The sequence below is a fragment of the Mesorhizobium sp. Arg314 genome (genome assembly GCF_053714275.1).
This window is the reverse complement of the sequence record NZ_JBSKBP010000005.1, coordinates 26,091-49,330: the sequence shown is the minus strand read 5'-3', so window position 1 is coordinate 49,330 and position 23,240 is coordinate 26,091. Positions and strand designations below refer to the sequence as shown.

Below are 23,240 nucleotides of genomic sequence, written 5' to 3'. Positions count from 1 at the left end.
AGGAAAGACGATGAAACCGAGATTGCAATTTTTCGCCAAGGCGCCCGCGATCATGAAGGCGGTGTCGGCGCTCAACAAGGCCGTCGACGAATGCGGACTGGAAGTGAGCCTGCTGCACCTTATCAAGCTCAGGGCGTCGCAGATCAATGGCTGCTCGTTCTGTGTCGAGATGCACAGCCGCGAGGCGAGGCGCGACGGCGAGACCGAAACCCGGCTCTACCTCGTCGCCGCCTGGAAGGAATCGCCGCTGTTTTCCGAGCGCGAACGGGCCGCCTTCGCCTGGACGGAGGCCGTGACGCTGATCGCCGACAATGGCGTGTCGGACGAACTCTACGCCCGCACGCTCGAACACTTCTCGGAAGACGAGCTGGTCAAGCTCTCGGTCGCGCTCGGCATGATCAACACCTGGAACCGGCTGTGCGTTCCGTTCCAGGCCATTCATCCGGTGCCGGCCGCCAAGGCTGCGTGATCGGACGAGCTGCGCGCGGATGAAAGAACCGCGCGCCTAATTGTTCACGCGGCGTAGCGCAGGCCGCCGTCGCAAGTGAGCACCTGGCCGGTCATGAAGCCGTTGGAGACCAGGAAGGCGATTGCGTCGGCGACGTCCTCGGCGCGGCCGATGCGGCCGACCGGCGTCTTGCCGGCATATTCGGCGAACACCGCTTGCCGCTGATCGTGCGGCAAGAAATCCCACCAGGGGGTGTCGATGACGCCCGGCGCCACGACGTTGACCCGCAGCGGCTTCAGCTCGACTGCCAGGATCGGCGCGACGGTCAAAAGCATGCCGTTGATGGCGCCGATGCCGGCGATGCCGGGCGCTGCAATCTGCGCCGACACGGCCGAGATGAAAGTCACCGATCCGGCTCTGTTCAAGGTCGGCAGGGCCGCCTGCAGACAGGACAATTGCGGCCGGATCTTTTCGTCGACGCCGCTGCCGATGTCGGCGAGGTCGAGCGTCGCGAACGGCCCCAGCCCCTTGCCGCCGCTGGCGGCAAGAACCAGGTGATCGAACGGTCCGAGGCGCTCGAAGAACCGGCGGACCTCGTCCGGCTTGGTGGCGTCGAAGGCGGCCTTGTCAGCGGTGCCGCCAAGGCTCGCCCAGGCGCTCTTCAGCTTCTCCTCATTGCGGCCGGTGATCGTGACTTTCATTGTGGGACCGACCAGCCGTTTGGCCGTGGCAAGGCCGATGCCGGATGAGCCGCCGATGATGACGCAGTGTTCGATGTTCTCGCTCATGAGCTCTTTTCCCTGGATGTCGCAGAAGATTGTCCGGTCAATTGGAGGCTGAGCGCGCGCAACTGGCGGCGGGCTTTCTCGTCATAGGCCTGGGCGTCGGCGCGCGATCCCCCCTGGCCGTCGAAATAGAGGCCGCTGCGCCGTTCGAGCGCCGGCGACGTTGCCAGGTTGAGGATGGCGTCGGCGCCGGTCTCGACCGAGTTCCACGGGGTGACGCCCGCCTGCCGGACCATGGTCGTGTCCATGTAGCTTGCCGGGTGCAGGGCATTGACGGTGATGCCGGTGCCGTCGAGCTGCTCCGCCAGATCGATGGTGAACAGGATCTGCGCCAGCTTGCTCTGGCAGTAGGCGCGCACGCCGCTATAGCCTCGGGTCAGCATGACATCGTCGAAATCGATGGCCTGCTGGCCGGCCGAAGCGACGTTGACGATGCGCGCCGGTGCGCTTGCCTTGAGCAGCGGCAAGAGTTCCGAGGTCAGCAGGAAGCCTGCGAGATAGTTGACGGCAAAGCGCAGCTCATAGCCGTCGGCGCTGGCCTGCCGCTTCGCGCCCTGGCCGCCGGTGCCGACGCCGGCATTGTTGATCAAGATGTCGAGCCGGTCGGTCCTTGCGCGCACGGCTTCGGCGAGGCGGCGCACCTCGGCAAGCGAAGCGAGGTCGGCGAGGAGAAATTCCGCCTTGCCGCCCTTGGCCTCTATGGCGGTAACTGTCGCCTTGCCGCGGCCTTCGTCGCGGCCATGCACCAGCACGCGCGCTCCGCCGGTGCCGAGCCTTTCGGCGACCACGCGGCCGACGCCGTCGGTCGAACCGGTGATGAGAATTGTTTTGTCCTTGAGTTCCATGTCCAGAGCCTCCTTGCGCTGCTCTGGACGGAAAGATGGGACACGGCGCGCGCCCCAAACAGTTCAAACTTTATCCTGGTATCGGTACTGCTATAATACCCGGATGGATGCAAACACCCATTCCCCCGAAGATCACCGCCGGCGCGAGCTCGGCGCCTTCCTGCGTTCCCGCCGCGAGCGGCTTTCACCTTCCGATACCGGCATCGCGGCCGGGCAGCGGCGGCGCACGCCCGGGCTGAGGCGCGAGGAAGTGGCGATGATCGCCGGCGTCGGCACGACCTGGTACACGTGGCTGGAGCAGGGCAGGGACGTGCGGCCTTCGGTCGAGGTGCTGTCGGCGCTCTGCCAGGCGCTGCGGCTCGACGGCGCCGAGCAGCGGCACCTGTTCACGCTCGCCGGCCGCCAGCAGCCGGAGCGGCGGCGCATCGTTGCGGGAAAGGTCGAGGGACCCTTGCTGCACATGTTGCAGAGCCTGGTCCTGCAGCCCGCTTATGTCGTTGGCCCGCGCTGGGACGTGCTGGCATGGAACGAGGCGGCCGTCGCCATTTTCGGCGATTACGGCCAGTTGGAGGGCGACGCCCGCAACATCATCCACGGCGTGTTCACCGATCCGCACCGGCGGCACCTTTTGGTGGATTGGGAGCAACTGGCACGCGCAACCCTTGCCGCGTTCCGCGCCGAGAGCGCGAAATATACCGGCGATCCGGATTTCGAACGGCTGATCGACCTCATGATGCGCTCAAGTCCCGAGTTTCGCGAGTGGTGGCCGCAGCGGGATGTGGTGCACCGGCTTTCCGGGTTGAAGCATCTGCGGCATCCGATCGCCGGCGCGATGACGTTCGAGCATATGAGCCTGTCGATCGATGACGGCTCGGATATGAGGCTGATCGTCTACACACCGCTTGCCGAGCAGAACTCGATTGTGAAGCTGCGGAAACTGCTGGATAGCCAGCCCGTTCAGAAGCGTAGCGCGTAGGGTTAGTTGGTAGCGTGCCCCTCAACTTCGTCATCCACGGGCGGAGCGGGAGCGAAGCGGACGCGGAGACCCGAGGATCCATTCCGTTACCTTTGCCGTGGGGTGCAGCGGTGCAGAATTCTGGACGGTAGCGGCGTTTCGAAGGCACGGAATGGATCCTCGGGTCTGCGCTGCGTCGCTACGCTCCTTGCTCCGCCCGTGGATGACGATGGAATGGGCGCCTCGGCCAGTCTCCAAGGTCGGCAACAACCAGACGGCGGACAAGTTGGCCCCACATACGGTCCACCTGCTAAGCCATCTTGTCGACGCTAACCCTTCGGCTTCAGTCCATCGAGGAACAGTTGCTCGAGAAACCGGGCCGCGTCCTCGAAGCGGCCGTCGCCGCCGCGGTCGGTGCCGAGCACGGCGCGCACCTGAACGTCGAAATCGGCATAGTGCTGCGTCGTCGCCCAGATCGAGAAGATCAGGTGCCAGGGATCGGTGCGAGCGATCTTCCCGGTACGCATCCAGGCCTTGATGACAGCGGCCTTCTCGTCGACCAGGGTCTTCAGTTCTCCCTCCAGCATCGGCTTGATGCGCGGCGCGCCCTGCAGGATCTCATTGGCGAACAGCCGGCTCTCGCGCGGAAAATCGCGGGCCATTTCCAGCTTGCGCCTGATGTAGCTCCTGAGTTCGGTCAGGGGATCACCGATATCGTCGAGTTCGCGCAGCGGCGCCAGCCATGTGTCGAGAAGGCGCTGCATCAACGTCTCGTGAATGTCCTCCTTGCGGCGGAAGTAATAGAGAAGGTTCGGCTTCGACATGCCGGCGGCTTCGGCGATCTGGTCGATGGTCGACCCGCGGAAGCCATTGGTGGAGAACACTTCGAGTGCTGCCTCCAGGATGAGCTCCCGCTTTTCCTGCTGGATGCGGGTCCGGCGAGGGGCTTCCGTGCTCGTCGTCACCGTTGCGGCTCCCTGCATTGACGGTCATCTGGACCAATTCTCTGGACCAGTTTTTCCCCAGCCTGTGGAACGCACTTCAGGAGCCGCATTTCCGCTAGTAATCCCTTGACCGCCGACAGGGCGGTGCTAACGTTTGTCCAATCGGTCAAAAATTTGCGTAGCATGAAAGCGCGGCAAAGACCAAGCGTTGGACGCACCGAAACAGGTTACAAGGGGAAGTCTTGGTCATGTCCAACCGGCTGAAAGTCACGCCGAACGATCTCAGCGCATTCTGGATGCCGTTCACGGCAAACCGGCAGTTCAAGCAGGCGCCGCGCATGTTCGTGTCCGCCAAGGACATGCACTACACGACCAGCGACGGTCGCAAGGTGCTCGACGGCACTGCGGGCCTGTGGTGCGTGAACGCCGGCCACTGCCGGCCGAAGATCACCGAGGCGATCCAGAACCAGGCCGCCGAGCTCGACTACGCGCCGGCCTTCCAGATGGGCCACCCGATCGTGTTCGAGCTGGCGAACCGCCTGGTCGACATCGCGCCCAGGGGCATGGACCATGTCTTCTTCACCAATTCCGGTTCGGAATCGGTCGACACCGCGCTGAAGATGGCGATCGCCTATCACCGCGTGAAGGGCGAGGGCTCGCGCACGCGGCTTATCGGCCGCGAGCGCGGCTATCACGGCGTCAATTTCGGCGGCATCTCGGTCGGCGGCATCGTCAGCAACCGCAAGATGTTCGGCACGCTGCTGGGCGGCGTCGACCATCTGCCGCACACGCATTTGCCGGAGAAGAACGCCTTCTCGAAGGGCGTGCCGGAGCATGGCGCCGAACTGGCCAACGAGCTGGAGCGCCTTGTCACGCTGCATGACGCCTCGACCATCGCCGCCGTCATCGTCGAGCCGGTTGCCGGCTCCACCGGCGTCATCCTGCCGCCGAAAGGCTATCTGCAGAAGCTTCGAGAAATCTGCACCAAGCACGGCATATTGTTGATTTTCGATGAAGTGATCACCGGTTTCGGCCGCCTCGGCGCGCCGTTCGCGGCGGACTATTTCGGCGTCACGCCGGATATCATGACGACTGCAAAGGGCGTCTCCAACGGCGTCATCCCGATGGGCGCGGTGTTCGTGAAGAAGGAAATCCATGACGCCTTCATGACGGGCCCCGAGCACATGATCGAGTTCTTCCACGGCTACACCTATTCGGGCAATCCGATTGCCTGCGCCGCGGCATTGGGCACGCTCGACACCTACAAGGAAGAGGGCCTGCTGACGCGCGGCGAGGAGTTGGCGCCTTACTGGGAAGACGCGCTGCACTCGCTGAAGGGCGAGCCGCACGTGATCGACATCCGCAACATCGGCCTGATCGGCGCGATCGAGCTGGCGCCGATCGCCGGCAGTCCGACCAAGCGGGCCTTCTCGGCTTTCGTGAAAGCGTTCGAGCGCGGCGCGCTGATCCGCACCACCGGCGACATCATCGCGCTGTCGCCGCCGCTGATCATCACCAAGGGCCAGATCAACGAGCTGATCGACCATGTTCGTGAAGTGCTGAGATCGATCGACTAAACTTGCTTTATCTGGGCAGGTGGCGATGGGAACCGCCAGCCGCCCAGAACATGAAATGGAAGGACTTTGAATGGCCGCACCCGGCGAGAATCTGCGAATCAATTCAGACCGTTTGTGGGATTCCATCATGGAGATGGCGAAGATCGGCCCGGGCATTGCCGGCGGCAACAATCGCCAGACCGTGACCGACGAGGACGGCGAAGGGCGCCTTGTGTTCAAGCGCTGGTGCGAGGCGGCTGGGCTCGAAATGGGCCTCGACGAGATGGGCACGATGTTTGCCCGCCGCGAAGGCAGCGATCCCAGCCTGCCGCCCGTCTATGTCGGCAGCCATCTCGACACGCAGCCGACCGGCGGCAAGTATGACGGCGTGCTCGGCGTGCTGGGCGGGCTCGAAGTCGTGCGCTCGCTCAACGATCTCGGCATCAAGACCAAGCACCCGATCGTCGTCACCAACTGGACGAACGAGGAAGGCGCGCGCTTCGCGCCGGCGATGATGGCCTCCGGCGTCTTTGCCGGCGTGCTCGACCAGTCCGACGTCTACCAGCATGTCGACAAGGACGGCAAAAAGTTCGGCGAGGAGCTCGAGCGTATCGGCTGGAAGGGCACGGAAAAGGTCGGCGACCGCAAGATCCACGCCTTCTTCGAGTTGCATATCGAGCAGGGACCGATCCTCGAGGACGAAGGCATCGACATCGGCGTCGTCACCCATGGCCAGGGCCTGAAATGGCTGCAGGTGACGCTGACCGGCAAGGAGGCGCATACCGGCTCGACGCCGATGCCGAAGCGCCGCAATGCCGGGCTCGGCATGGCACGGGTGATCGAGTTGGTGCATGAGATCGCCATGGATTACCAGCCGGACGCCGTCGGGGCTGTCGGCCACATGCAGGCCTATCCGAACTCGCGCAACATCATCGCCGGGCGCACGGTCTTCACCATCGACATCCGCTCGCCGGAAAAGGACGTGCTCGACGCCATGGACGGTCGCATCCGCGAAGGGATCGACACGATCTGCGACGCGCTCGACATCAAATATGAGGTCGAACAGGTCGGGCATTTCGATCCGGTCACCTTCGACAAGAACTGCGTCAAGGCGATCCGCGACGCCGCCGAGCGACTGGGCTATTCCCACCGCAACATCGTCTCGGGCGCCGGCCACGACGCCTGCTGGATCAACCGCGTTGCGCCGACCGCGATGGTGATGTGCCCCTGCGTCGACGGGCTCAGCCACAACGAGGCCGAAGAGATAACCAGGGAATGGGCGGCGGCGGGCGCCGACGTGCTGTTCCATGCGGTGGTGGAGACGGCGGGGATTGTGGAGTGAGAGGTTTGGGTCCGGCCAGATGGATTCTTGCGAAGAGGGACCCCCACCCTAACCCTCCCCACAAGGGGGAGGGAACTCCAGTCAGCGCCAACTTGCGGCAAATTACCAACGTTTCGAAGGCCAAGGTCGCAAGCCGGAGTGCGCGGCAGCATTCCCTCCCCCTTGTGGGGAGGGTTAGGGTGGGGGTCCCTCTTCGCAAAAAATTCATATGCGATTTCTCTGCACTCGGGGGGAGATTGAGCAGTGGGGGTAGTCGTCTTGGCGCCGACCGCTATTGAACCCGCCGCCATCAAACGTGCCAGGACGTTGCGGCGGAACATGACGGATGGCGAGCGCAAGCTCTGGTCTGAGTTGAAGGAATTCCGTCGGCTCTATGGTCTGCATGCGAGAAAGCAGGCGCCGATCGGGCCTTACATCGTGGACTTCGTTCTGCATGAGAAAAATCTCGTCATCGAGGTCGACGGAGAGCATCATTTCACGCCAGAACAAATGGAGAAGGATCGGAAGCGCGATGCATGGCTTGGCCGACAGGGCTATCGTGTGCTGCGGTTGACGACCGGAGACCTTGCAAATTCTTTCGATGGCTGCATCGAGGAGATATTGAGAGAAGTCGGAGTCATGTAGGGGTCCTATACGGGCTTGCGATCGATCTAAATTCTGCCGAGACGCTCACTAAGAAGCGCAGCAAGAAAAAGGGAACAGATATGACCAAAGTCATCCGAAACGGCACCATTGTCACCGCCGACCGCACGTGGAAGGCCGACGTGCTGATGCAGCACGGCAAGATCGTGGCCATCGGTTCGAACCTGCATGGCGATCATGAGTTCGACGCCACCGGCTGCTATGTCATGCCGGGCGGCATCGATCCGCACACGCATCTCGAAATGCCGTTCATGGGCACTTATTCGGCCGACGATTTCGAATCCGGCACGCGCGCCGCACTTTCCGGCGGCACGACGATGGTGGTCGATTTCTGCCTGCCGGCGCCGCAGCAGTCGCTGCTCGAAGCGCTGCAAATGTGGGACAACAAGACCTCGAAGGCGGCCTGCGACTATTCCTTCCACATGGCCATCACCTGGTGGGGCAAGCAGGTGTTCGACGAGATGGCAAGCGTCGTCGACCGGGGCATCACCTCGTTCAAGCATTTCATGGCCTACAAAGGCGCGCTGATGGTCGACGACGACGAGATGTATTCGTCGTTCCAGCGCTGCGCCGATCTCGGCGCGCTGCCGCTGGTCCATGCCGAGAATGGCGACGTGGTCGCCGCACTTTCGCAAAAGCTGCTCGCCGCCGGCAACAACGGCCCTGAAGGCCACGCCTATTCGCGTCCGCCGGAAGTGGAAGGCGAGGCCACAAATCGCGCCATCATGATCGCCGACATGGCCGGCGTGCCGCTCTATGTCGTGCATGTCTCCTGCGAGCAGAGCCATGAAGCGATCCGCCGCGCCCGCCAGAAGGGCATGCGGGTGTTCGGCGAGCCGCTGATCCAGCACCTGACGCTCGACGAGACCGAATATTTCAACAAAGACTGGGACCATGCGGCGCGCCGCGTGATGAGCCCGCCCTTCCGCAGCAAGTGGCACCAGGATTCGCTGTGGGCGGGTCTGCAGGCCGGCTCGCTGCAGGTGGTGGCCACCGACCACTGCTCCTTCACCACCAGCCAAAAGCGCAACGGTGTCGGCGACTTCACCAAGATCCCGAACGGCACGGGCGGGCTCGAGGACCGCTTGCCGGTTCTGTGGACGAGAGGCGTCAACACCGGCCGGTTGACGATGAACGAGTTTGTCGCCGTGACCTCGACCAACATCGCCAAGATCCTCAACATGTACCCGAAGAAGGGCGCCATCGTCGAAGGCGCCGACGCCGACATCGTGGTCTGGGATCCGAAGCGCAAGAAGACGATCTCGGCCAAGAAGCAGCAGTCGGTGATCGACTACAACGTCTTCGAAGGCGTTGAGGTGACCGGCCTGCCGCGCTTCGTCTTCTCGCGCGGCGAGCTTTCGATCCAGGAGGCGGACGTCAAGGCCAAGATCGGTCATGGCGAGTTCGTCGCTCGCGAGCCGAACGCCGCGGTCAATCGGGCGCTGTCGACCTGGAAGGAGATTTCCGCCCCGCGCAAGGTCGAGCGGACAGGCATTCCGGCGACGGGGGTCTGAACATGCGGGTTCTTCATCTTGCGATCGCGGCGGCTGCAATGCTGGCCGCCGGCCAGGCCCCCGCCGCGGGCATAGACCTCAGCAAGCCTTACGGCGACAAATATGGCTGCATCAACCGGAACGGCCAGGAGGTGGCCGCCGACAAGATGGTGCTTTTGACCGACAAGGAATTGATCACTGCGGCCAGCGCCTGCACCTTCAGCGACAGCCAAACGCAGGCCGACGGATCGCTCGTGGTGACGGCAAAATGCGAGGCGGAAGGCGAAGAGGGGCAGTCGCCGACCAAGTTCACCCTCAAGCGCAGCGCAAAGAACGCGAAGAAGCTGGTGATTGCCGACGAGGACGGTACTGTCTACGGGGAAGTGTCCCGGTGCCGATGACGGCCAGCCACCCTCGTTCGACGATCTCAGGCGACGAGGCCATCCAGTTCCGGCAGCAGGACGACGCTTTCCTGCTCGTTGGGATCGGTGCGGGCGATGACCGCCGAGGACGGCGCGCCGCTCAGGTTGGCGGGCAAATGCGGCACGCCGGCCGGAATGTAGAAGAGGTCGCCGGCCTTGACGACGATGTGATGCTCGAGCCGGTCGCCATACCAGGTGTGGACTTCGCCCGAGAGCACGTAGATGGCCGTCTCGTGGCTTTCATGCATATGCGCCTTGGCGCGGGCGCCGGGCGGCATGGTGAGAAGATGCATGCAGATGCCGGAGGAGCCGACGGTTTCGGCGGCGATGCCCGCGAAATAGCTCAGCCCCTGCTTGCCTTCATAGGTGCTTTCAGGGCGAACAAGACGACACGTGGGTTTAGGCGACATCGGCAAGGCTCCGGGCGGCGTCGATCGGGTGGGACAGGACGAGTGGAAAGCAACGCTATCATAAAATCAACCGGATTGCGGACATCGCGGCAGCGGCTGCGAAGGGCAGGCTGCAGCCAATGACCGAACAGCCGCCAGCCGTTGTTTCGGCAAGCAAGCTTGGCCTCACCTTCCAGACCAATGACGGTCCGGTGCAGGCGCTCTCCAATGTCGATCTGACCATCGGCAAGGGCGAATTCGTTTCCTTCATCGGCCCGTCCGGCTGCGGCAAGACCACTTTGCTGCGGGTGATCGCCGATCTGGAAAAGCCGACCTCGGGCGCGATCTCCGTCAACGGCATGACACCGGAGCAGGCGCGCGAGAAGCGCGCCTATGGCTATGTCTTCCAGGCGGCGGCCTTGTTCCCGTGGCGAACGATCGAGCGCAATGTCGCGCTGCCGCTGGAGATCATGGGCCTGTCCACGGCGGAGCAGGCGGAGCGCATCAAGCGCACGCTCGAACTCGTCAATCTCTCCGGCTTCGAGAAGAAATATCCCTGGCAGCTTTCCGGCGGCATGCAGCAGCGCGCATCGATCGCGCGCGCGCTCGCCTTCGATGCGGACCTGCTTTTGATGGACGAGCCGTTCGGCGCGCTCGACGAGATCGTGCGCGACCATTTGAACGAACAATTGCTGGAGTTGTGGGCACGGACCAACAAGACGATCTGCTTCGTCACCCACTCCATTCCGGAGGCGGTATATCTATCGACGCGCATCATCGTGATGTCGCCGAGGCCCGGCCGCGTCACCGACATCATTGAATCGACGCTGCCCAAGGAGCGGCCGCTCGACATCCGCGAGACGCCGGAATTCCTGGCGATCGCAGCGCGCGTGCGGGATGGGCTGAGGGCTGGGCATAGCTATGATGATTGAGGGGCGGGAGGACGAGTTTCCTCCTCTCCCCCACGGGGAGAGGGTGGCCGGAGCGAAGCGGAGGTCGGGTGAGGGAGCGTCTACGGAACCGACCAAAAGAAAGGTCGGGGCAACGGCCCGAGCCCGGGAACTCCGGGTTGGCGAGACGGAAGCTGAATACAGGCTTTGGGGTGAATTGAGAGGGCGCCACCTAAATGGCTATAAGTTCGTGAGGCAAGTGCCGCTGGGGCCTTTCTTTGCAGATTTTGTCTGTCGTGAAAAAGCGTTGATCGTAGAAATCGACGGCAGCCAGCACGCGGATTCTTCAACTGACGCGGCGAGAACTGCCTGGTTGAATGGTCATGGCTACTCTGTTCTTCGGTTCTGGAATCAAGAGGTACTGGCCGAGCGGCGGGCGGATTTGGATACGATTCTGGCAGTGCTCGAGGGGCAGATACACTCCCCCTCACCCGGCCTTCGCTTCGCTCCGGCCACCCTCTCCCCGGTGGGGAGAGGAGAAGGGCGCCGCTGATGGATACCTTCCGCTCCAAGCTCATCCCCGTAACCAGCATCCTCGCCGGCGTGGTCGTGCTCTGGTACGTCTTCGCCGTTATCCTCAACGCGCCGTTCCAGCGCGACCTCGACGCCAGAGCCAATGAGACCCCCGGCGCAGCCGAGTTCATCGGCAAGACGCTGTCGCAGCCGAAGCCGACGCTGCCGGCGCCGCACCAGGTGGCGTTGAATTTCTTCGAAAACACCTTTCTGCGCGGCGTCACGTCGAACCGCAGCCTGGTCTACAACGCCTGGGTGACGCTGTCCTCGACGCTGCTCGGCTTTGCCTTCGGCACCGGGCTCGGCATCGTCATTGCGGTCGGCATCGTGCATGTGACGACGCTCGAGCGCAGCCTGATGCCGTGGATCATCGCCTCGCAGACCATTCCGATCCTGGCGGTGGCGCCGATGATCATCGTGGTGCTGGCGGCTGTCGGCATCACCGGCCTGATCCCCAAGGCACTGATATCGACCTATCTGTCGTTCTTCCCGGTCGCCGTCGGCATGGTGAAAGGCCTGCGGTCGCCCGAACTCATGCATCTCGACCTGATGCACACCTATAACGCCAGTGCCTCGCAGACTTTCTGGAAGCTCAGGGTGCCGGCCTCGGTGCCGTTCCTGTTCACGTCGATGAAGGTGGCGGTGGCGGCAAGCCTGGTCGGTGCCATCGTGGGTGAATTGCCGACGGGCGCGGTCGCCGGCATCGGCGCCAAGCTACTCGCGGGCGCCTATTACAGCCAGACGATCGATATCTGGTCGGCCCTGGTTGCAGGCTCGATCGTCGCGGCACTGCTGGTGATGGTGGTCGGCATTGCCGGACGCCTTGTCGATCGCGCCATGGGCGGGAGGCCGGCATGAACTGGTTAAAGCCCTCCTGGCAGGCGGTTCTTGCCGTCCTTCTTTGCCTGGTAGCCTTCGGGCTGGGTGCGATGTCGAAACCAGAAGCCGCGACTTTGGCCGAGCCCACTGCGACCATTGCCTATCCCTATATGGGAGCAAAAGGCCTGATCATCGGATTGCTGTTGATCGCAGCCGTGATCTCGATGGTGAAGCTCACGCCGATCGTTGAAGCCGTCCTGCTGTTCGTGGGCGCCCATGCCGCAGCCTGGCTCTTGATCAAGGGCATAGCCGGTTTCGAAGGCACGGCGCTGGCGCCATATTTCCTGGTGCTCGCCGCGGCCTGGTTGCTTGCCTGGCGCTGCGTCGCCTTGCTCTCGTCGCTACGCCCCGCGCAGGCTGGGGCGAAGGCGGCGCTGCGCCTGATCATCCCGGCAATCTTCGGCGCCTGGATCCTGATCATATGGGAAGCGGTGACGCGCGGTGCGGGCATCCCCTTCATCCTTTTGCCGCCGCCCAGCGCCATCGGCGCGCGCATTGCCAACTCGCTGCCGATCCTGGGGTCGGATGTGCGGCAGACGATCTTCAAGGCGGTGCTGATCGGCTACATCGTCGGCAATCTCGCCGGCTTCGTCGTCGCCATCCTCGCCGACCGCGTGCCGTTCCTGCGGCGCGGTCTGCTGCCGATCGGCAATATGGTTTCGGCACTGCCGATCATCGGCGTAGCACCCATCATGGTCATGTGGTTCGGCTTCGACTGGCCGTCCAAGGCCGCGGTCGTCATCATCATGACCTTCTTCCCGATGCTGGTGAACACGGTCGCCGGTCTGGCTGCATCCGGGCATATGGAGCGCGACCTGATGCGCACTTATGCATCGGATTATTGGCCGACCTTGCTGAAACTCAGGCTGCCGGCGGCAATGCCGTTCATCTTCAATGCGCTGAAGATCAACTCGACGCTGGCGCTGATCGGCGCCATCGTCGCCGAGTTCTTCGGTACGCCGGTGGTCGGTATGGGATTCCGCATTTCCACGGAAGTCGGGCGGATGAACATCGACATGGTGTGGGCCGAAATCGCAGTTGCAGCACTGGCGGGTTCGGTCTTTTATGGCGTGGTCGCTCTTATCGAGAGAGCCGTCACGTTTTGGCATCCCTCTGTCCGAGGTGGATAGGGGCGGTGGGTTTGGGTGTTAACTTCAGAGGGTAATAACATGAAAAGACTGCTGATTTCTGCTCTGGCCGGCGCCATGTCGCTGGCTGCCTTCCAGGCGATGGCCGCCGACAAGGTGACATTGCAATTGAAATGGGTCACGCAGGCCCAGTTCGCCGGCTACTATGTCGCAAAGGCCAAAGGCTTCTATGATGCCGAAGGCCTCGACGTCGACATCAAGCCGGGCGGCCCGGACATCGCGCCCGAGCAGGTGATCGCCGGCGGCGGCGCCGACGTCATCGTCGACTGGATGGGCGGGGCGCTCGCGGCCCGCGACAAGGGCGTGATGCTCGTCAACATCGCCCAGCCGTTCAAGAAGGCGGGCATGGAAATGGTTTGCCCCAAGGCTGGCCCGATCAAGACGGAAGCCGACTTCAAGGGCCATACGCTCGGCGTCTGGTTCTTCGGCAACGAATATCCGTTCTACGCCTGGATGAACAAGATCGGTCTCAAGACCGATGGCGGCCCGGACGGCGTCACCGTGCTCAAGCAGAGCTTCGACGTGCAGCCGCTGATACAGAAGCAGGCCGACTGCATCTCGGTCATGACCTACAACGAATACGGTCAGGTTCTGGATGCCGGCTACAAGCCGGAAGACCTTGTCGTGTTCAACTACTCGGCCATGGGCAACGACCTTTTGGAGGACGGGCTCTACACGCTTGAGGACAAGCTCAAGGATCCGGCCTTCGAGGACAAGATGGTGCGCTTCGTGCGCGCCTCGATGAAGGGCTGGAAATACGCCACCGAGAACACCGACGAGGCGGCCGGGATCGTCGTGGACGCCGGCGGCCAGGACGAAAACCATCAGAAGTTCATGATGAAGGAAGTGGCCAAGCTGGTCGACAATGCCGACGGCAAGCTGATCCCGGCCGCGTACGAGCGCACCGCCAAGGCTCTGCTCGACCAGAAGATCATCAGCAAGGAGGCGAGCGGTGCTTACACCACCGCGATCACCGACAAGGCGATCAAATAAGGCCGAGCCTCGACGGCTGATATTGAAAGGGGCGGGCGACCGCCCCTTTTTCGTTTCACTGCAGTAAAATATGCGTGTGCCGGGATACAAAGCGCCGCCCAACCGTTTCGGTGACGCATCCGCGCGCCGGGGAGCCGTGAGGGATGCTGCAACCAACGGAGGTTCTTCATGCGCATCCTATCCTTGCCGATGCTCTCGGCTTTAGCCGTTTCGACCGCCTTCCTCGTCGCATCACCGGCCATGGCCGAGACGATGAAGTTCAAGGCGACGCTCGACGGCGGCCAGCAGAATCCGCCTGTCACCACCAAGGGCAAGGGAACCGCCACGCTCACCTTCGACACCACCAGCAAGAAGCTCAGCTGGAATGTGAAATATTCCGGTCTCAGCGGGCCGGCCGTGGCTGCCCACATCCATGGCCCGGCGGATATGGGCGCAAATGCCGATCCGGTCATCCCGTTCAAGAAGCTGAAGAGCCCGATCAAGGGATCGGCGACGCTGACCGATGCGCAGGCGGCCGACCTGGAAGCCGGGAAGTACTACGTCAACGTCCACACCGCCGCTAACAAGGACGGCGAGATCCGCGGGCAGATCGAGAAGTCCGGCGGAGCGATGTAGCGGCGGGTTCTAGAGCGTTTCACCGTTTCACAGAAACGGCGAACCGCTCTATCTCTTTGTTTTGACGCAATTCCGGACGGAAAACCGCTCACACTTTTCCTGGAATTGCTCTAAGCAGGAACGAGGCTGGAAGCGCCTCGTTGCTTGCCGAGTCACGACCTGTCACGAATCTGGGTGAGCGTGCGGGTTGGCGTGATCGCCTCGGGATCGAGCTTGATCTCGACGATCGCCGGCTTGCCGCTGGCGCGCGCGCGTTCGAAGGCCGGCGCGAAGTCGGCGGTCTTCTCCACTGTCTCGCCGTGGCCGCCATAGGCGCGGGCAAGCGCGGCGAAATCCGGGTTCTTGAGGTCGGTAGCGACGACACGGCTCGGATATTCCCGCTCCTGATGCATTCGGATGGTGCCATAGATGCCGTTGTTGACGACGATCACGACGATCGGCAGGTCATACTGGATAGCCGTCGCGAACTCCTGGCCGTTCATCAGGAAGCAGCCATCGCCGGCAAAGGCGATGACCTCGCGGTCGGGGAACAGCGCCTTGGCGGCAACCGCCGCGGGCGTGCCGTAACCCATCGAGCCGGAGGTGGGCGCCGCTTGCGTGCCGAAGCGGCGGGAGCGATAGAAGCGATGCACCCAGGTGGCGTAATTGCCGGCGCCGTTGGTGAGGATCGCGTCTTGCGGCAGAACCTTTCCCAGATAGTCCAAGATCGGGCCCATCTGGACAGCGCCCGGACCGGTCTGCGGCGGCGTGGACCATTCGAGGTAGGCGGCATGCGCCTTTTCCGTCTCAGCCGCCCATGAAGGCTTGGCCGCGGGCTTGCGCCTGGCGAAAGCCTCGACGAAGGCGGCGGGAGAGGCGTTGATCGCCAGCGTCGGCCGGTAGACGCGGCCAAGCTCGCCGGCATCGGCATGGACATGCACCAGCGCCTGGTCGGGGTAGGGGCTTTTCAGCAGCGTGTAGTCGGAAGACGGCATCTCGCCCAAGCGCCCACCGATCAGCAGCACGACGTCGGCCTGCTTGATCGCCGCCGCCAGCTTCGGGTTGATGCCGATCCCGACATCGCCGGCATAATTCGGATGCAGATGATCGAACAGCATCTGACGGCGGAAGGAGCAGCCGACGGGCAGCGACCATGTTTCGGCGATCGAGCGCATCCGCGCCACCGCCGCTTCATCCCAGCGTGTGCCGCCGAGGATGACGAACGGTCGCTTCGCGCCGGTAAGCAGCATCTCCAGCGCGTCGAGCTCGGCTTCGCCGGGATACGTCTCGACCGGCGTGTGCGGCAGCGCTTGCGGAGCCTCGACCTCGCTGGTCAGCATATCTTCCGGCAGCGAGATGACTACGGGGCCTGGCCGACCGGATGTCGCCACCGCGAAGGCGCGGGTGACGAATTCCGGAATGCGCGCCGCATCGTCGATCTCGACCACCCATTTGGCGATGTCGCCAAAGAAGCGCTTGTAGTCGACCTCCTGAAAAGCCTCGCGCTCCCTGGCGTGGCTGGCGACCTGGCCGATGAACAGGATCATCGGCACCGAATCCTGCATGGCGATATGAACGCCGGCCGAGGCGTTGGTGGCGCCGGGGCCCCGCGTGACGAAGCAGATGCCGGGCTTGCCGGTCAGCCGTCCCTGGCAGTCGGCCATCATCGCGGCACCGCCTTCCTGGCGGCAGACGATGGTGCGGATCGCTGAATCATGCAGCGCGTCGAGCACCGCGAGATAGGATTCGCCCGGCACGCAGAAGATGCGGTCGGTGCCGTTCGCTTCGAGCGCCTCGACGATCAGTTGTCCACCGGTCTTCATTTTGCTGCTCTCTCCAGTTCGGCAAGGATTTCGTCGGTGTGCTCGCCAAGACGTGGCGAGGGGCGCTCATAGACGAGCGGCGTGCCCGACATCACCATCGGCGCGCGCACGGAAGGCAGGCGATTGCCATGGCCGTCGTCGAGGTCGAGGCGCATGCCGCGCGCGATCGTCTGCGGGTCGTCGAACATCTGGCCGATCGTGTTGATCGGGCTTGCCGGCACGCCTGCGGCTTCCAGCTGCGCCAGCAACGGATCGCGGTCGAGCGCCGCCAGCGTCTCGACAATCCGTTCGCGCAGCCTCGCGCGGTTGGTGACGCGCGCCGGATTGGTGGCAAAGTCGGGGTTTGACGGCAAGTCGTCGAGACCGACGGCAGCGCAGAACTTGCCGAACTGGCCGTCATTGCCGACCGCAAGGATGATGTGGCCATCCCTGACAGGCAAGACCTCGTAAGGCGCGATGTTCATATGCGCAATGCCCATCTGCACCGGCGACTTGCCGGAGACCAGATAGTTGAGGTTCTGGTTGCCGAGCGCGGAGATCTGGCTGTCGTAAAGCGCCATATCGATGTGCTGGCCTTCGCCGGTCTTTTCGGCATGGCGAAGTGCCGCCTGGATGGCGATCACCGAATAGAGGCCGGTGAAGAGATCCGAGATGGCGACGCCGGCTTTCTGCGGCTCGCGGCCAGGCTCACCGGTGATCGACATCATGCCGGCCATGGCCTGGATGATGAAATCGTAACCCGCGCGCGGCGCGTAGGGACCGTCCTGGCCGAAGCCGGTGATCGAGCAATAGATGAGGCGCGGATTGATCGCCTTCAGGCTCTCATAGTCGAGCCCATATTTCTTCAGGCCGCCGAGCTTGAAGTTCTCGATCAGCACGTCCGCGGTGGCGACCAGCTTGCGGAGCGTCTCGGCGCCTTCCGGCCTTGAGAAGTCGATGGCGATCGAGCGCTTGCCGCGATTGCAGGAATGGTAGTAGGCCGCCGAGAGGTTCTCGCCGTCATGGCTCATGACGAAGGGCGGACCCCATTTGCGGGTGTCGTCGCCGCCATCGGGGCTCTCGACCTTGATGACATCGGCGCCGAGATCCGCCAGCAGCTGCCCCGCCCAGGGGCCGGCGAGGATGCGGGCAAGTTCGATGACGCGGATGCCTTTCAGCGGAGGCTCAGTCATGGATCACCGTGTTCTAACGAAACGCAGCCTCTAGCAACCCGCACCCGCCATGTCACGACCCATACGCTGGGCCACGCCTGATCAGGGTTTCAGCACGCTATCGGTCCAGGCGGCGAACTCGTTCATGACGGTGTCGCGGTTGATCTCGTTCAGGCTTTCATGGCGGGTCTCGGCGTAAACCTTTGAAACCAGATTCGAAAAGCCCATTGCCCGCATGCGCTTTGCCAGCTGATGAACCGCCTTGCCATAGTCCGACGCCGGGTCCTTCTCGCCGCCAACGAGGTTGACGCAGAGGTCGCGCCGCACGCCGGCAAAGCTGGAATCCTTGCCGCCGTGAAGCGCCATGTTGACCACATCGCGCCACATCGAGACCGAGGCATCCCAGCCGCAGAGCGGGTCGGCGACATATTTGTCGACCTCGACCGGATCGCGCGACAGCCAATCGAACAATGTCCGGTGGTTGGGCACCGCCTTGCCCCAGGCCTGGAAGGTGAGTTTGGGTAGAAGCCGCGACGGCACGTCGGAGCCCAGCCGCATCCGCTCCCAGCCGAGAATACCCAGCGCCAGCTGGCCGAGCAGGCCAGCTGAGAAATTGCCGTTCCAGATCGCGGCGGCATGAATGCGTTGCGAGTGGCGAAGCACGAAGTTCAGTGCGATCGACGCGCCAAGCGAATGTCCAAACACGATCACCCGCAGTCCCGGATGTTCGGTCGCGATCAGGTCGTGAACGGAGCCGACATCGGCGATCACCTTGGCGATGCCGTTACTATCCGCGAATTTGCCGAGCGGCGCGTCGGCTGCCTTCGTCTCGCCATGGCCGCGATGGTCATGTGCATAGACGTGGAACCCGCGCCCGCTCAGAAAATCGGCAAAACGGGCGTAGCGCGCCGCATGCTCGGCCAGGCCGTGATTGATCTGGACCACGGCGCGCGGATTTCCCGCCGCTTCTTTCACATAGAGGTTGAGGTCGGCCCCGGTTGATGAGGCCAGTCTGGTCTGCGTGTCGAATGGCATGTCTCGCTCCCTCGGCGACTGTTGGGCGAGGTTTTTGCTCGCGTCAAGTGGATGAGCACGCTGTCGATATCGCCGCGCTGGCAGCGCGTCGCAGGGGCGCTCAGGGCAGCTTGCGAATGCGCGGATGGAAGCGCTCAGCTGGGGATTGTTTTTTCGCATGGCGAAAAAGATCGCAATTCTGACACGTCGGCTGTTCTAGTGTGACGAATCCAATACGGTTCAATGATCGCCGGGAGAGCGGGATGCGGGTTTGGGCATTGTGGGGTTCGATGGTGCTGGCTCTGGCCGGCGCCGGCGCGGCGCATGCCGACGTGAAGATGAGCGGCACTTTCGTTGCCGACAGCGCCTGTCCCGCGACGCAAGCCATCAAGAACGGCAAGAATCCCGGCAACATCTCGACCGCAGCCGGGCAGAGCTACCAGCTTCTTGCCGGCAACAAGGACGAGCCCACCCATTATCTGATCCAGGTGCCGGGCGCCGATCCCGAGCGCCGCTGGGTGAAGATCAGCTGCGGTCATGTCGCCGGCGGCAGTGCTGCGACCACGCCTGCGCCTTCGGGACAGACCAAACCGTCGCAGTCAGCCTCCGGAAAACCGGAATATGTCTTTGCGCTGAGCTGGCAGCCGGCTTTCTGCGAGACCAAGGCAAGCAAGCCCGAATGCAAGGCGCAGAGCCCCAGCGAGTTCGACGCCTCGCACTTCACGCTGCATGGGCTGTGGCCGCAGCCGAACGGCAATTTCTATTGCCAGGTGTCGGCGGGCGACAAGGCCAATGACAACCCGGCGCATTGGGGAGACCTGCCGCCAGTCGACCTCGATGCCAATACGCGCGCCGAGCTCGACCAGGTGATGCCGGGCACCGCCTCCAAGCTCGAGCGGCACGAATGGATCAAGCACGGCACCTGCTACGGCAAGAGCCAGCAGGAATATTTCTCCGACGCGCTCAACCTGATGCGGGCGGTGAACGCCTCCGCGGTGCGCGACCTCTTCAACAAGAACATCGGCAAGCAACTGACCTCGGATGAGATCCGCGGCGCCTTCAACACGGCTTTCGGCGCCGGCGCCGGCGACCGCGTGCGCGTCTCCTGCCTGGTCGACCCGTCGAGCGGCCGGCGCCTGATCGGCGAGATCACGCTCGGCCTGTCAGGCCCGATCGGCCCTGACAGCAAGCTCGCCGATCTCTTGATGGCGTCGGCGCCGACCGGCAAGGCCGGTTGCCCGAAGGGCACGGTCGACGCGATCGGTTTTCAGTAAGGCGGCAGTTGTTGGTCGAGCCGTCCTTTGGTTAGGCTGCGACGAAAAGCTGTGTACGGACTTTTGGGGCGCAAACCGGCGGATGCGCACGGATTGGCCGTCGTTGCGCCGAAAGCGATTGCTGTTCGGCGCTGCATCGCCTACATAGCGCGCAACCCCCATCCACCTTGACACTTCAATTCCAGGGAAAGCGCGCGTGGCTCGCCAGTTCATCTATCACATGTCCGGCCTGTCGAAGGCCTACGGCACCAAGAAGGTGCTCGACAACGTTCACCTATCCTTTTATCCGGACGCCAAGATCGGCATCCTAGGCCCCAACGGTTCGGGTAAGTCGACGATCCTGCGCATCATGGCCGGGCTCGACAAGGAGTTCCAGGGCGAGGCGTGGCTGGCCGAGGGCGCGACCGTCGGCTACCTGGCGCAGGAGCCGCAACTCGACAACACGAAGACCGTGCGTGAAAACGTCATGGACGGCGTCGCGAGGAAGACCGCCATCATCGAGCGCTACAACGAGCTGATGATGAACTATTCCGACGAGACGGCAGACGAGTCGGCCAAGCTCCAGGACGAGATGGATCGGCTGAACCTGTGGGACCTCGAGCAGCAGGTCGAGATGGCGATGGACGCGCTGCAGTGCCCGCCGCCTGATTCCGAGGTGACCAATCTGTCGGGCGGCGAGCGTCGGCGCGTGGCGCTGTGCCGGCTGCTCTTGGAGCAGCCCGACCTTCTGCTGCTCGACGAGCCGACCAACCATCTCGACGCCGAGACCACGCAATGGCTGGAAAAGCATTTGCGCGACTACCCGGGCTCGGTGCTGATCATCACCCACGACCGCTACTTCCTCGACAATGTCACCGGCTGGATCCTCGAGCTCGATCGCGGCCGCGGCATTCCTTACGAGGGCAACTACACCAAATATCTCGATGCCAAGGCCAAGCGCCTGATCCAGGAAGGCCGCGAGGACGACTCGCGCCAGAAGGCGATCTGGCGCGAACGCGAGTGGATCCAGTCCTCGCCGAAGGCGCGCCAGACCAAGTCGAAGGCGCGCATCAAGGCCTATGAGGAACTGGTCGAGCAGTCGCAGAACCGCAAGCCGACCGACACGCAGATCGTCATCCCGTCGAGCGAGCGCCTCGGCAATGTCGTCATCGAGGTCGAAGGCCTCAACAAGGGTTTTGGCGACGAGCTTCTGATCGAGAACCTGTCGTTCAAGCTGCCGCCGGGCGGCATCGTCGGCGTCATCGGCCCGAACGGCGCCGGCAAGACGACGCTGTTCAAGACGTTCACCGGCCAGGAGAAGCCGGATGCGGGCTCGGTGCGTATCGGCGAGACGGTCAAGCTCGGCTATGTCGACCAGAGCCGCGACGCGCTCGATGCCAGCAAGACGGTGTGGGAGGAAATCTCCGGCGGCGCCGAAATCATCAAGCTCGGCAAGCACGAGGTCAACAGCCGCGCCTATTGCTCGTCGTTCAACTTCCGTGGCGGCGACCAGCAGCAGAAGGTCGGCAACCTTTCGGGCGGCCAGCGCAACCGCGTGCATCTGGCCAAGATGCTGAAGGGCGGCGGCAATGTGCTTTTGCTCGACGAACCGACCAACGACCTCGACACCGAAACGCTGAGCGCGCTCGAAGATGCGCTCGAAGCCTATGCCGGCTGCGCCGTCATCATCAGCCACGACCGCATGTTCCTCGACCGCATGGCGACCCACATGCTCGCCTTCGAGGGCGACGCGCATGTCGAATGGTTCGAAGGCAATTTCGAGGAATATGAGAAGGACAAGCTGCGCCGCCTCGGCGCCGAAGCGGCGGCCCCGCACCGCATGACGCACAAGCGCCTGACGCGGTAACATCAGTCCAAAGGGGCGGGGAACAACAGCGAGGTTCCGGAATGGCTGACTGGTCCGCCGCCCAATATCTGAAGTTCGAGGATGAGCGCACGCGGCCCGCGCGTGATCTCGTGGCGCAGGTGCCGGTCGATTTCCCGCGCCGCGTCGTCGACATAGGCTGCGGGCCGGGCAATTCGACCGAGCTGCTGGTCGAGCGCTGGCCGGATGCCGAGGTCCGCGGTTTCGACACCTCGCCCGACATGATCGAGAAGGCGAGAGCGCGGCTGCCCAATGTCAATTTCGAGCTGGCGGACGCCGCCAAATGGCAGCCCGGGCATCCGGTCGACGTCATCTTCGCCAACGCCGTCTTCCAGTGGCTGCCGGAACACCCGGCGGTGTTCCAGCGGCTGATGGGACTTCTGGCGCCGGGGGGCGCCTTGGCGGTCCAGATGCCGGACAATCTCGGCGAAGCCTCGCACCAGCTGATGCGCGAGACGGCGGCGGAAGTGCCGTTTGCAGGCAAGCTCGAGGGCGCCGCGCGCGAGCCGCTGCCGCCGGTGTCCTTCTACTACGATCTTTTGTCGCCGCTCGCCGATCGGCTCGACATCTGGCACACCGTCTACAATCATCCGCTGGCCGATGCCGAGGCGATCGTCGAATGGGTCAAGGCGACGGGCCTGAAGCCGTTCCTCGATCCGCTCGATGCGGATGAGAAGAAGGTATTCCTCGACATCTACACGGCAAAGATCGCCAAGGCCTATCCGAAGACCGCCAACGGCAAGGTGCTGCTGCGCTTCCCGCGTATCTTCATCGTGGCCAAGCGGGCTTAGGCTCCCAGCTTTCGATAGAACTCGTGCTCATCGGCGCAAAGAAGCACATCCACCGCATCGTGAGTCTGCCGACACGCCTGGTCGGCACCAAAGTTTCGCAGATATGGTAGCCGTTGTCCTCTGACGCTTGAACGCGGTCTTTCGGAATAAACCACTCTCCTGTAGGCGGGTCATTGCGGGAGTAAGGTTCGGGCTGCCTGACGAAAAAGCCGCCTCCCTCGGCTGGCCTTACTTCGTCGGCATTGAGCGGATGGCAGTCTCGATAGCCACAACATTTCCAGCGCAGAACGGGATCAGTCTTACCCGTGTACCAATCGTGAGCGTCGGCATCCACGATCAGCACAAGCCATATCAACGAAGCAAAGCCCCTCTGCGAATGCTTCATGGGAATCCCTCACACTCGTTTATAGCATAAATTGGCGTCA

23 protein-coding genes are annotated in these 23,240 nt (G+C 63.3%); 16 read left to right on the top strand and 7 right to left on the bottom strand.

Features of this window, described 5'->3' with window-relative positions; all coding sequences use genetic code 11:
* Nucleotides 1-10: 10 nt before the first annotated feature.
* A complete protein-coding gene (locus ACWGS9_RS07235) occupies nt 11-469 on the top strand; it encodes a carboxymuconolactone decarboxylase family protein (protein ID WP_454504591.1) in 459 nt (152 codons plus the stop codon).
* A 44-nt stretch (nt 470-513) separates the two neighbouring features.
* Here ACWGS9_RS07235 and ACWGS9_RS07230 read toward each other — a convergent pair whose 3' ends face one another.
* The gene (locus tag ACWGS9_RS07230) at nt 514-1,236 is read right to left on the bottom strand and encodes an SDR family oxidoreductase (RefSeq protein ID WP_454504590.1); all 723 of its coding nucleotides are present in this window, start codon (nt 1,234-1,236) and stop codon (nt 514-516) included.
* A complete protein-coding gene (locus tag ACWGS9_RS07225) occupies nt 1,233-2,078 on the bottom strand; it encodes an SDR family NAD(P)-dependent oxidoreductase (protein WP_454504589.1) in 846 nt (281 codons plus the stop codon). The genes ACWGS9_RS07230 and ACWGS9_RS07225 overlap by 4 nt, the downstream gene beginning before the upstream one ends.
* Nucleotides 2,079-2,181: 103 nt before the next feature.
* Here ACWGS9_RS07225 and ACWGS9_RS07220 point away from each other — a divergent pair, with 103 nt between their 5' ends.
* A complete protein-coding gene (locus ACWGS9_RS07220; RefSeq protein WP_454504588.1) occupies nt 2,182-3,054 on the top strand; it encodes a helix-turn-helix transcriptional regulator in 873 nt (290 codons plus the stop codon).
* Between the two features lie 308 nt (nt 3,055-3,362).
* On the opposite strand, the gene ACWGS9_RS07215 is transcribed toward ACWGS9_RS07220, so the two are convergent.
* Nucleotides 3,363-3,998, bottom strand: a complete 636-nt coding sequence (locus ACWGS9_RS07215) for a TetR family transcriptional regulator C-terminal domain-containing protein (RefSeq protein WP_454504587.1) — start codon at nt 3,996-3,998, stop codon at nt 3,363-3,365.
* A 227-nt stretch (nt 3,999-4,225) separates the two neighbouring features.
* Between ACWGS9_RS07215 and aptA the strand changes: the two genes are divergently transcribed.
* The 5 genes from aptA to ACWGS9_RS07190 all read left to right on the top strand — a co-directional run bounded on the left by aptA (nt 4,226) and on the right by ACWGS9_RS07190 (nt 9,411).
* The gene (gene aptA / locus ACWGS9_RS07210) at nt 4,226-5,554 is read left to right on the top strand and encodes an omega-aminotransferase AptA (protein WP_454504586.1); all 1,329 of its coding nucleotides are present in this window, start codon (nt 4,226-4,228) and stop codon (nt 5,552-5,554) included.
* Nucleotides 5,555-5,624: 70 nt separating this feature from the next.
* Nucleotides 5,625-6,875, top strand: a complete 1,251-nt coding sequence (locus ACWGS9_RS07205) for a Zn-dependent hydrolase (protein WP_454504585.1) — start codon at nt 5,625-5,627, stop codon at nt 6,873-6,875.
* 243 nt (nt 6,876-7,118) lie between these two features.
* Nucleotides 7,119-7,499 carry an endonuclease domain-containing protein gene (locus ACWGS9_RS07200; RefSeq protein WP_454504584.1) on the top strand — a complete coding sequence of 127 codons (381 nt, stop codon included), beginning with the start codon at nt 7,119-7,121 and terminating at the stop codon, nt 7,497-7,499.
* A gap of 80 nt (nt 7,500-7,579) precedes the next feature.
* Nucleotides 7,580-9,031: a dihydropyrimidinase gene (hydA, locus tag ACWGS9_RS07195; protein WP_454504583.1), complete on the top strand. Its 1,452-nt coding sequence runs from the start codon at nt 7,580-7,582 to the stop codon at nt 9,029-9,031.
* A 38-nt stretch (nt 9,032-9,069) separates the two neighbouring features.
* Nucleotides 9,070-9,411: a hypothetical protein gene (locus tag ACWGS9_RS07190; protein ID WP_454504582.1), complete on the top strand. Its 342-nt coding sequence runs from the start codon at nt 9,070-9,072 to the stop codon at nt 9,409-9,411.
* A gap of 26 nt (nt 9,412-9,437) precedes the next feature.
* Here ACWGS9_RS07190 and ACWGS9_RS07185 read toward each other — a convergent pair whose 3' ends face one another.
* Entirely contained in the window at nt 9,438-9,842 is a 405-nt protein-coding gene (locus tag ACWGS9_RS07185; RefSeq protein ID WP_454504581.1) for a cupin domain-containing protein, read from the bottom strand.
* A 119-nt stretch (nt 9,843-9,961) separates the two neighbouring features.
* On the opposite strand from ACWGS9_RS07185, the gene ACWGS9_RS07180 reads away from it, so the two are divergent.
* The 6 genes from ACWGS9_RS07180 (at nt 9,962) to ACWGS9_RS07155 (ending at nt 14,919) form a co-directional block, all read left to right on the top strand.
* Nucleotides 9,962-10,753 (top strand): ABC transporter ATP-binding protein, encoded by a 792-nt coding sequence (locus tag ACWGS9_RS07180; protein ID WP_454504580.1) that lies wholly within the window; start codon nt 9,962-9,964, stop codon nt 10,751-10,753.
* The gene (locus ACWGS9_RS07175) at nt 10,743-11,264 is read left to right on the top strand and encodes an endonuclease domain-containing protein (RefSeq protein ID WP_454504579.1); all 522 of its coding nucleotides are present in this window, start codon (nt 10,743-10,745) and stop codon (nt 11,262-11,264) included. The genes ACWGS9_RS07180 and ACWGS9_RS07175 overlap by 11 nt, the downstream gene beginning before the upstream one ends.
* Entirely contained in the window at nt 11,264-12,142 is an 879-nt protein-coding gene (locus tag ACWGS9_RS07170) for an ABC transporter permease (protein WP_454504578.1), read from the top strand. Before ACWGS9_RS07175 ends, ACWGS9_RS07170 begins: the two co-directional genes overlap by 1 nt.
* Nucleotides 12,139-13,293, top strand: coding sequence for an ABC transporter permease (locus tag ACWGS9_RS07165; protein WP_454504577.1), 1,155 nt, complete (start codon nt 12,139-12,141; stop codon nt 13,291-13,293). Before ACWGS9_RS07170 ends, ACWGS9_RS07165 begins: the two co-directional genes overlap by 4 nt.
* A gap of 39 nt (nt 13,294-13,332) precedes the next feature.
* Entirely contained in the window at nt 13,333-14,304 is a 972-nt protein-coding gene (locus tag ACWGS9_RS07160; protein WP_454504576.1) for an ABC transporter substrate-binding protein, read from the top strand.
* Between the two features lie 168 nt (nt 14,305-14,472).
* The gene (locus ACWGS9_RS07155) at nt 14,473-14,919 is read left to right on the top strand and encodes a CHRD domain-containing protein (protein ID WP_454504575.1); all 447 of its coding nucleotides are present in this window, start codon (nt 14,473-14,475) and stop codon (nt 14,917-14,919) included.
* A gap of 152 nt (nt 14,920-15,071) precedes the next feature.
* Here the strand turns inward: ACWGS9_RS07155 and ACWGS9_RS07150 are convergent, their stop codons facing one another.
* The 3 genes from ACWGS9_RS07150 to ACWGS9_RS07140 form a co-directional block, all read right to left on the bottom strand.
* A complete protein-coding gene (locus ACWGS9_RS07150) occupies nt 15,072-16,721 on the bottom strand; it encodes a thiamine pyrophosphate-binding protein (RefSeq protein WP_454504574.1) in 1,650 nt (549 codons plus the stop codon).
* On the bottom strand, nt 16,718-17,893 hold the full coding sequence (locus ACWGS9_RS07145; protein ID WP_454504573.1) for a CaiB/BaiF CoA transferase family protein: 1,176 nt from the start codon (nt 17,891-17,893) through the stop codon (nt 16,718-16,720). Before ACWGS9_RS07145 ends, ACWGS9_RS07150 begins: the two co-directional genes overlap by 4 nt.
* Before the next feature lie 81 nt (nt 17,894-17,974).
* On the bottom strand, nt 17,975-18,907 hold the full coding sequence (locus ACWGS9_RS07140; RefSeq protein WP_454504572.1) for an alpha/beta fold hydrolase: 933 nt from the start codon (nt 18,905-18,907) through the stop codon (nt 17,975-17,977).
* Nucleotides 18,908-19,149: 242 nt separating this feature from the next.
* On the opposite strand from ACWGS9_RS07140, the gene ACWGS9_RS07135 reads away from it, so the two are divergent.
* From ACWGS9_RS07135 to tam, 3 genes are all read left to right on the top strand, one after another.
* Nucleotides 19,150-20,160 carry a ribonuclease T2 family protein gene (locus ACWGS9_RS07135; RefSeq protein WP_454504571.1) on the top strand — a complete coding sequence of 337 codons (1,011 nt, stop codon included), beginning with the start codon at nt 19,150-19,152 and terminating at the stop codon, nt 20,158-20,160.
* 196 nt (nt 20,161-20,356) lie between these two features.
* Nucleotides 20,357-22,006, top strand: coding sequence for an energy-dependent translational throttle protein EttA (gene ettA, locus ACWGS9_RS07130; RefSeq protein WP_454504570.1), 1,650 nt, complete (start codon nt 20,357-20,359; stop codon nt 22,004-22,006).
* 41 nt (nt 22,007-22,047) lie between these two features.
* On the top strand, nt 22,048-22,815 hold the full coding sequence (tam, locus tag ACWGS9_RS07125; RefSeq protein WP_454504569.1) for a trans-aconitate 2-methyltransferase: 768 nt from the start codon (nt 22,048-22,050) through the stop codon (nt 22,813-22,815).
* The last annotated feature ends 425 nt before the right edge of the window (nt 22,816-23,240 follow it).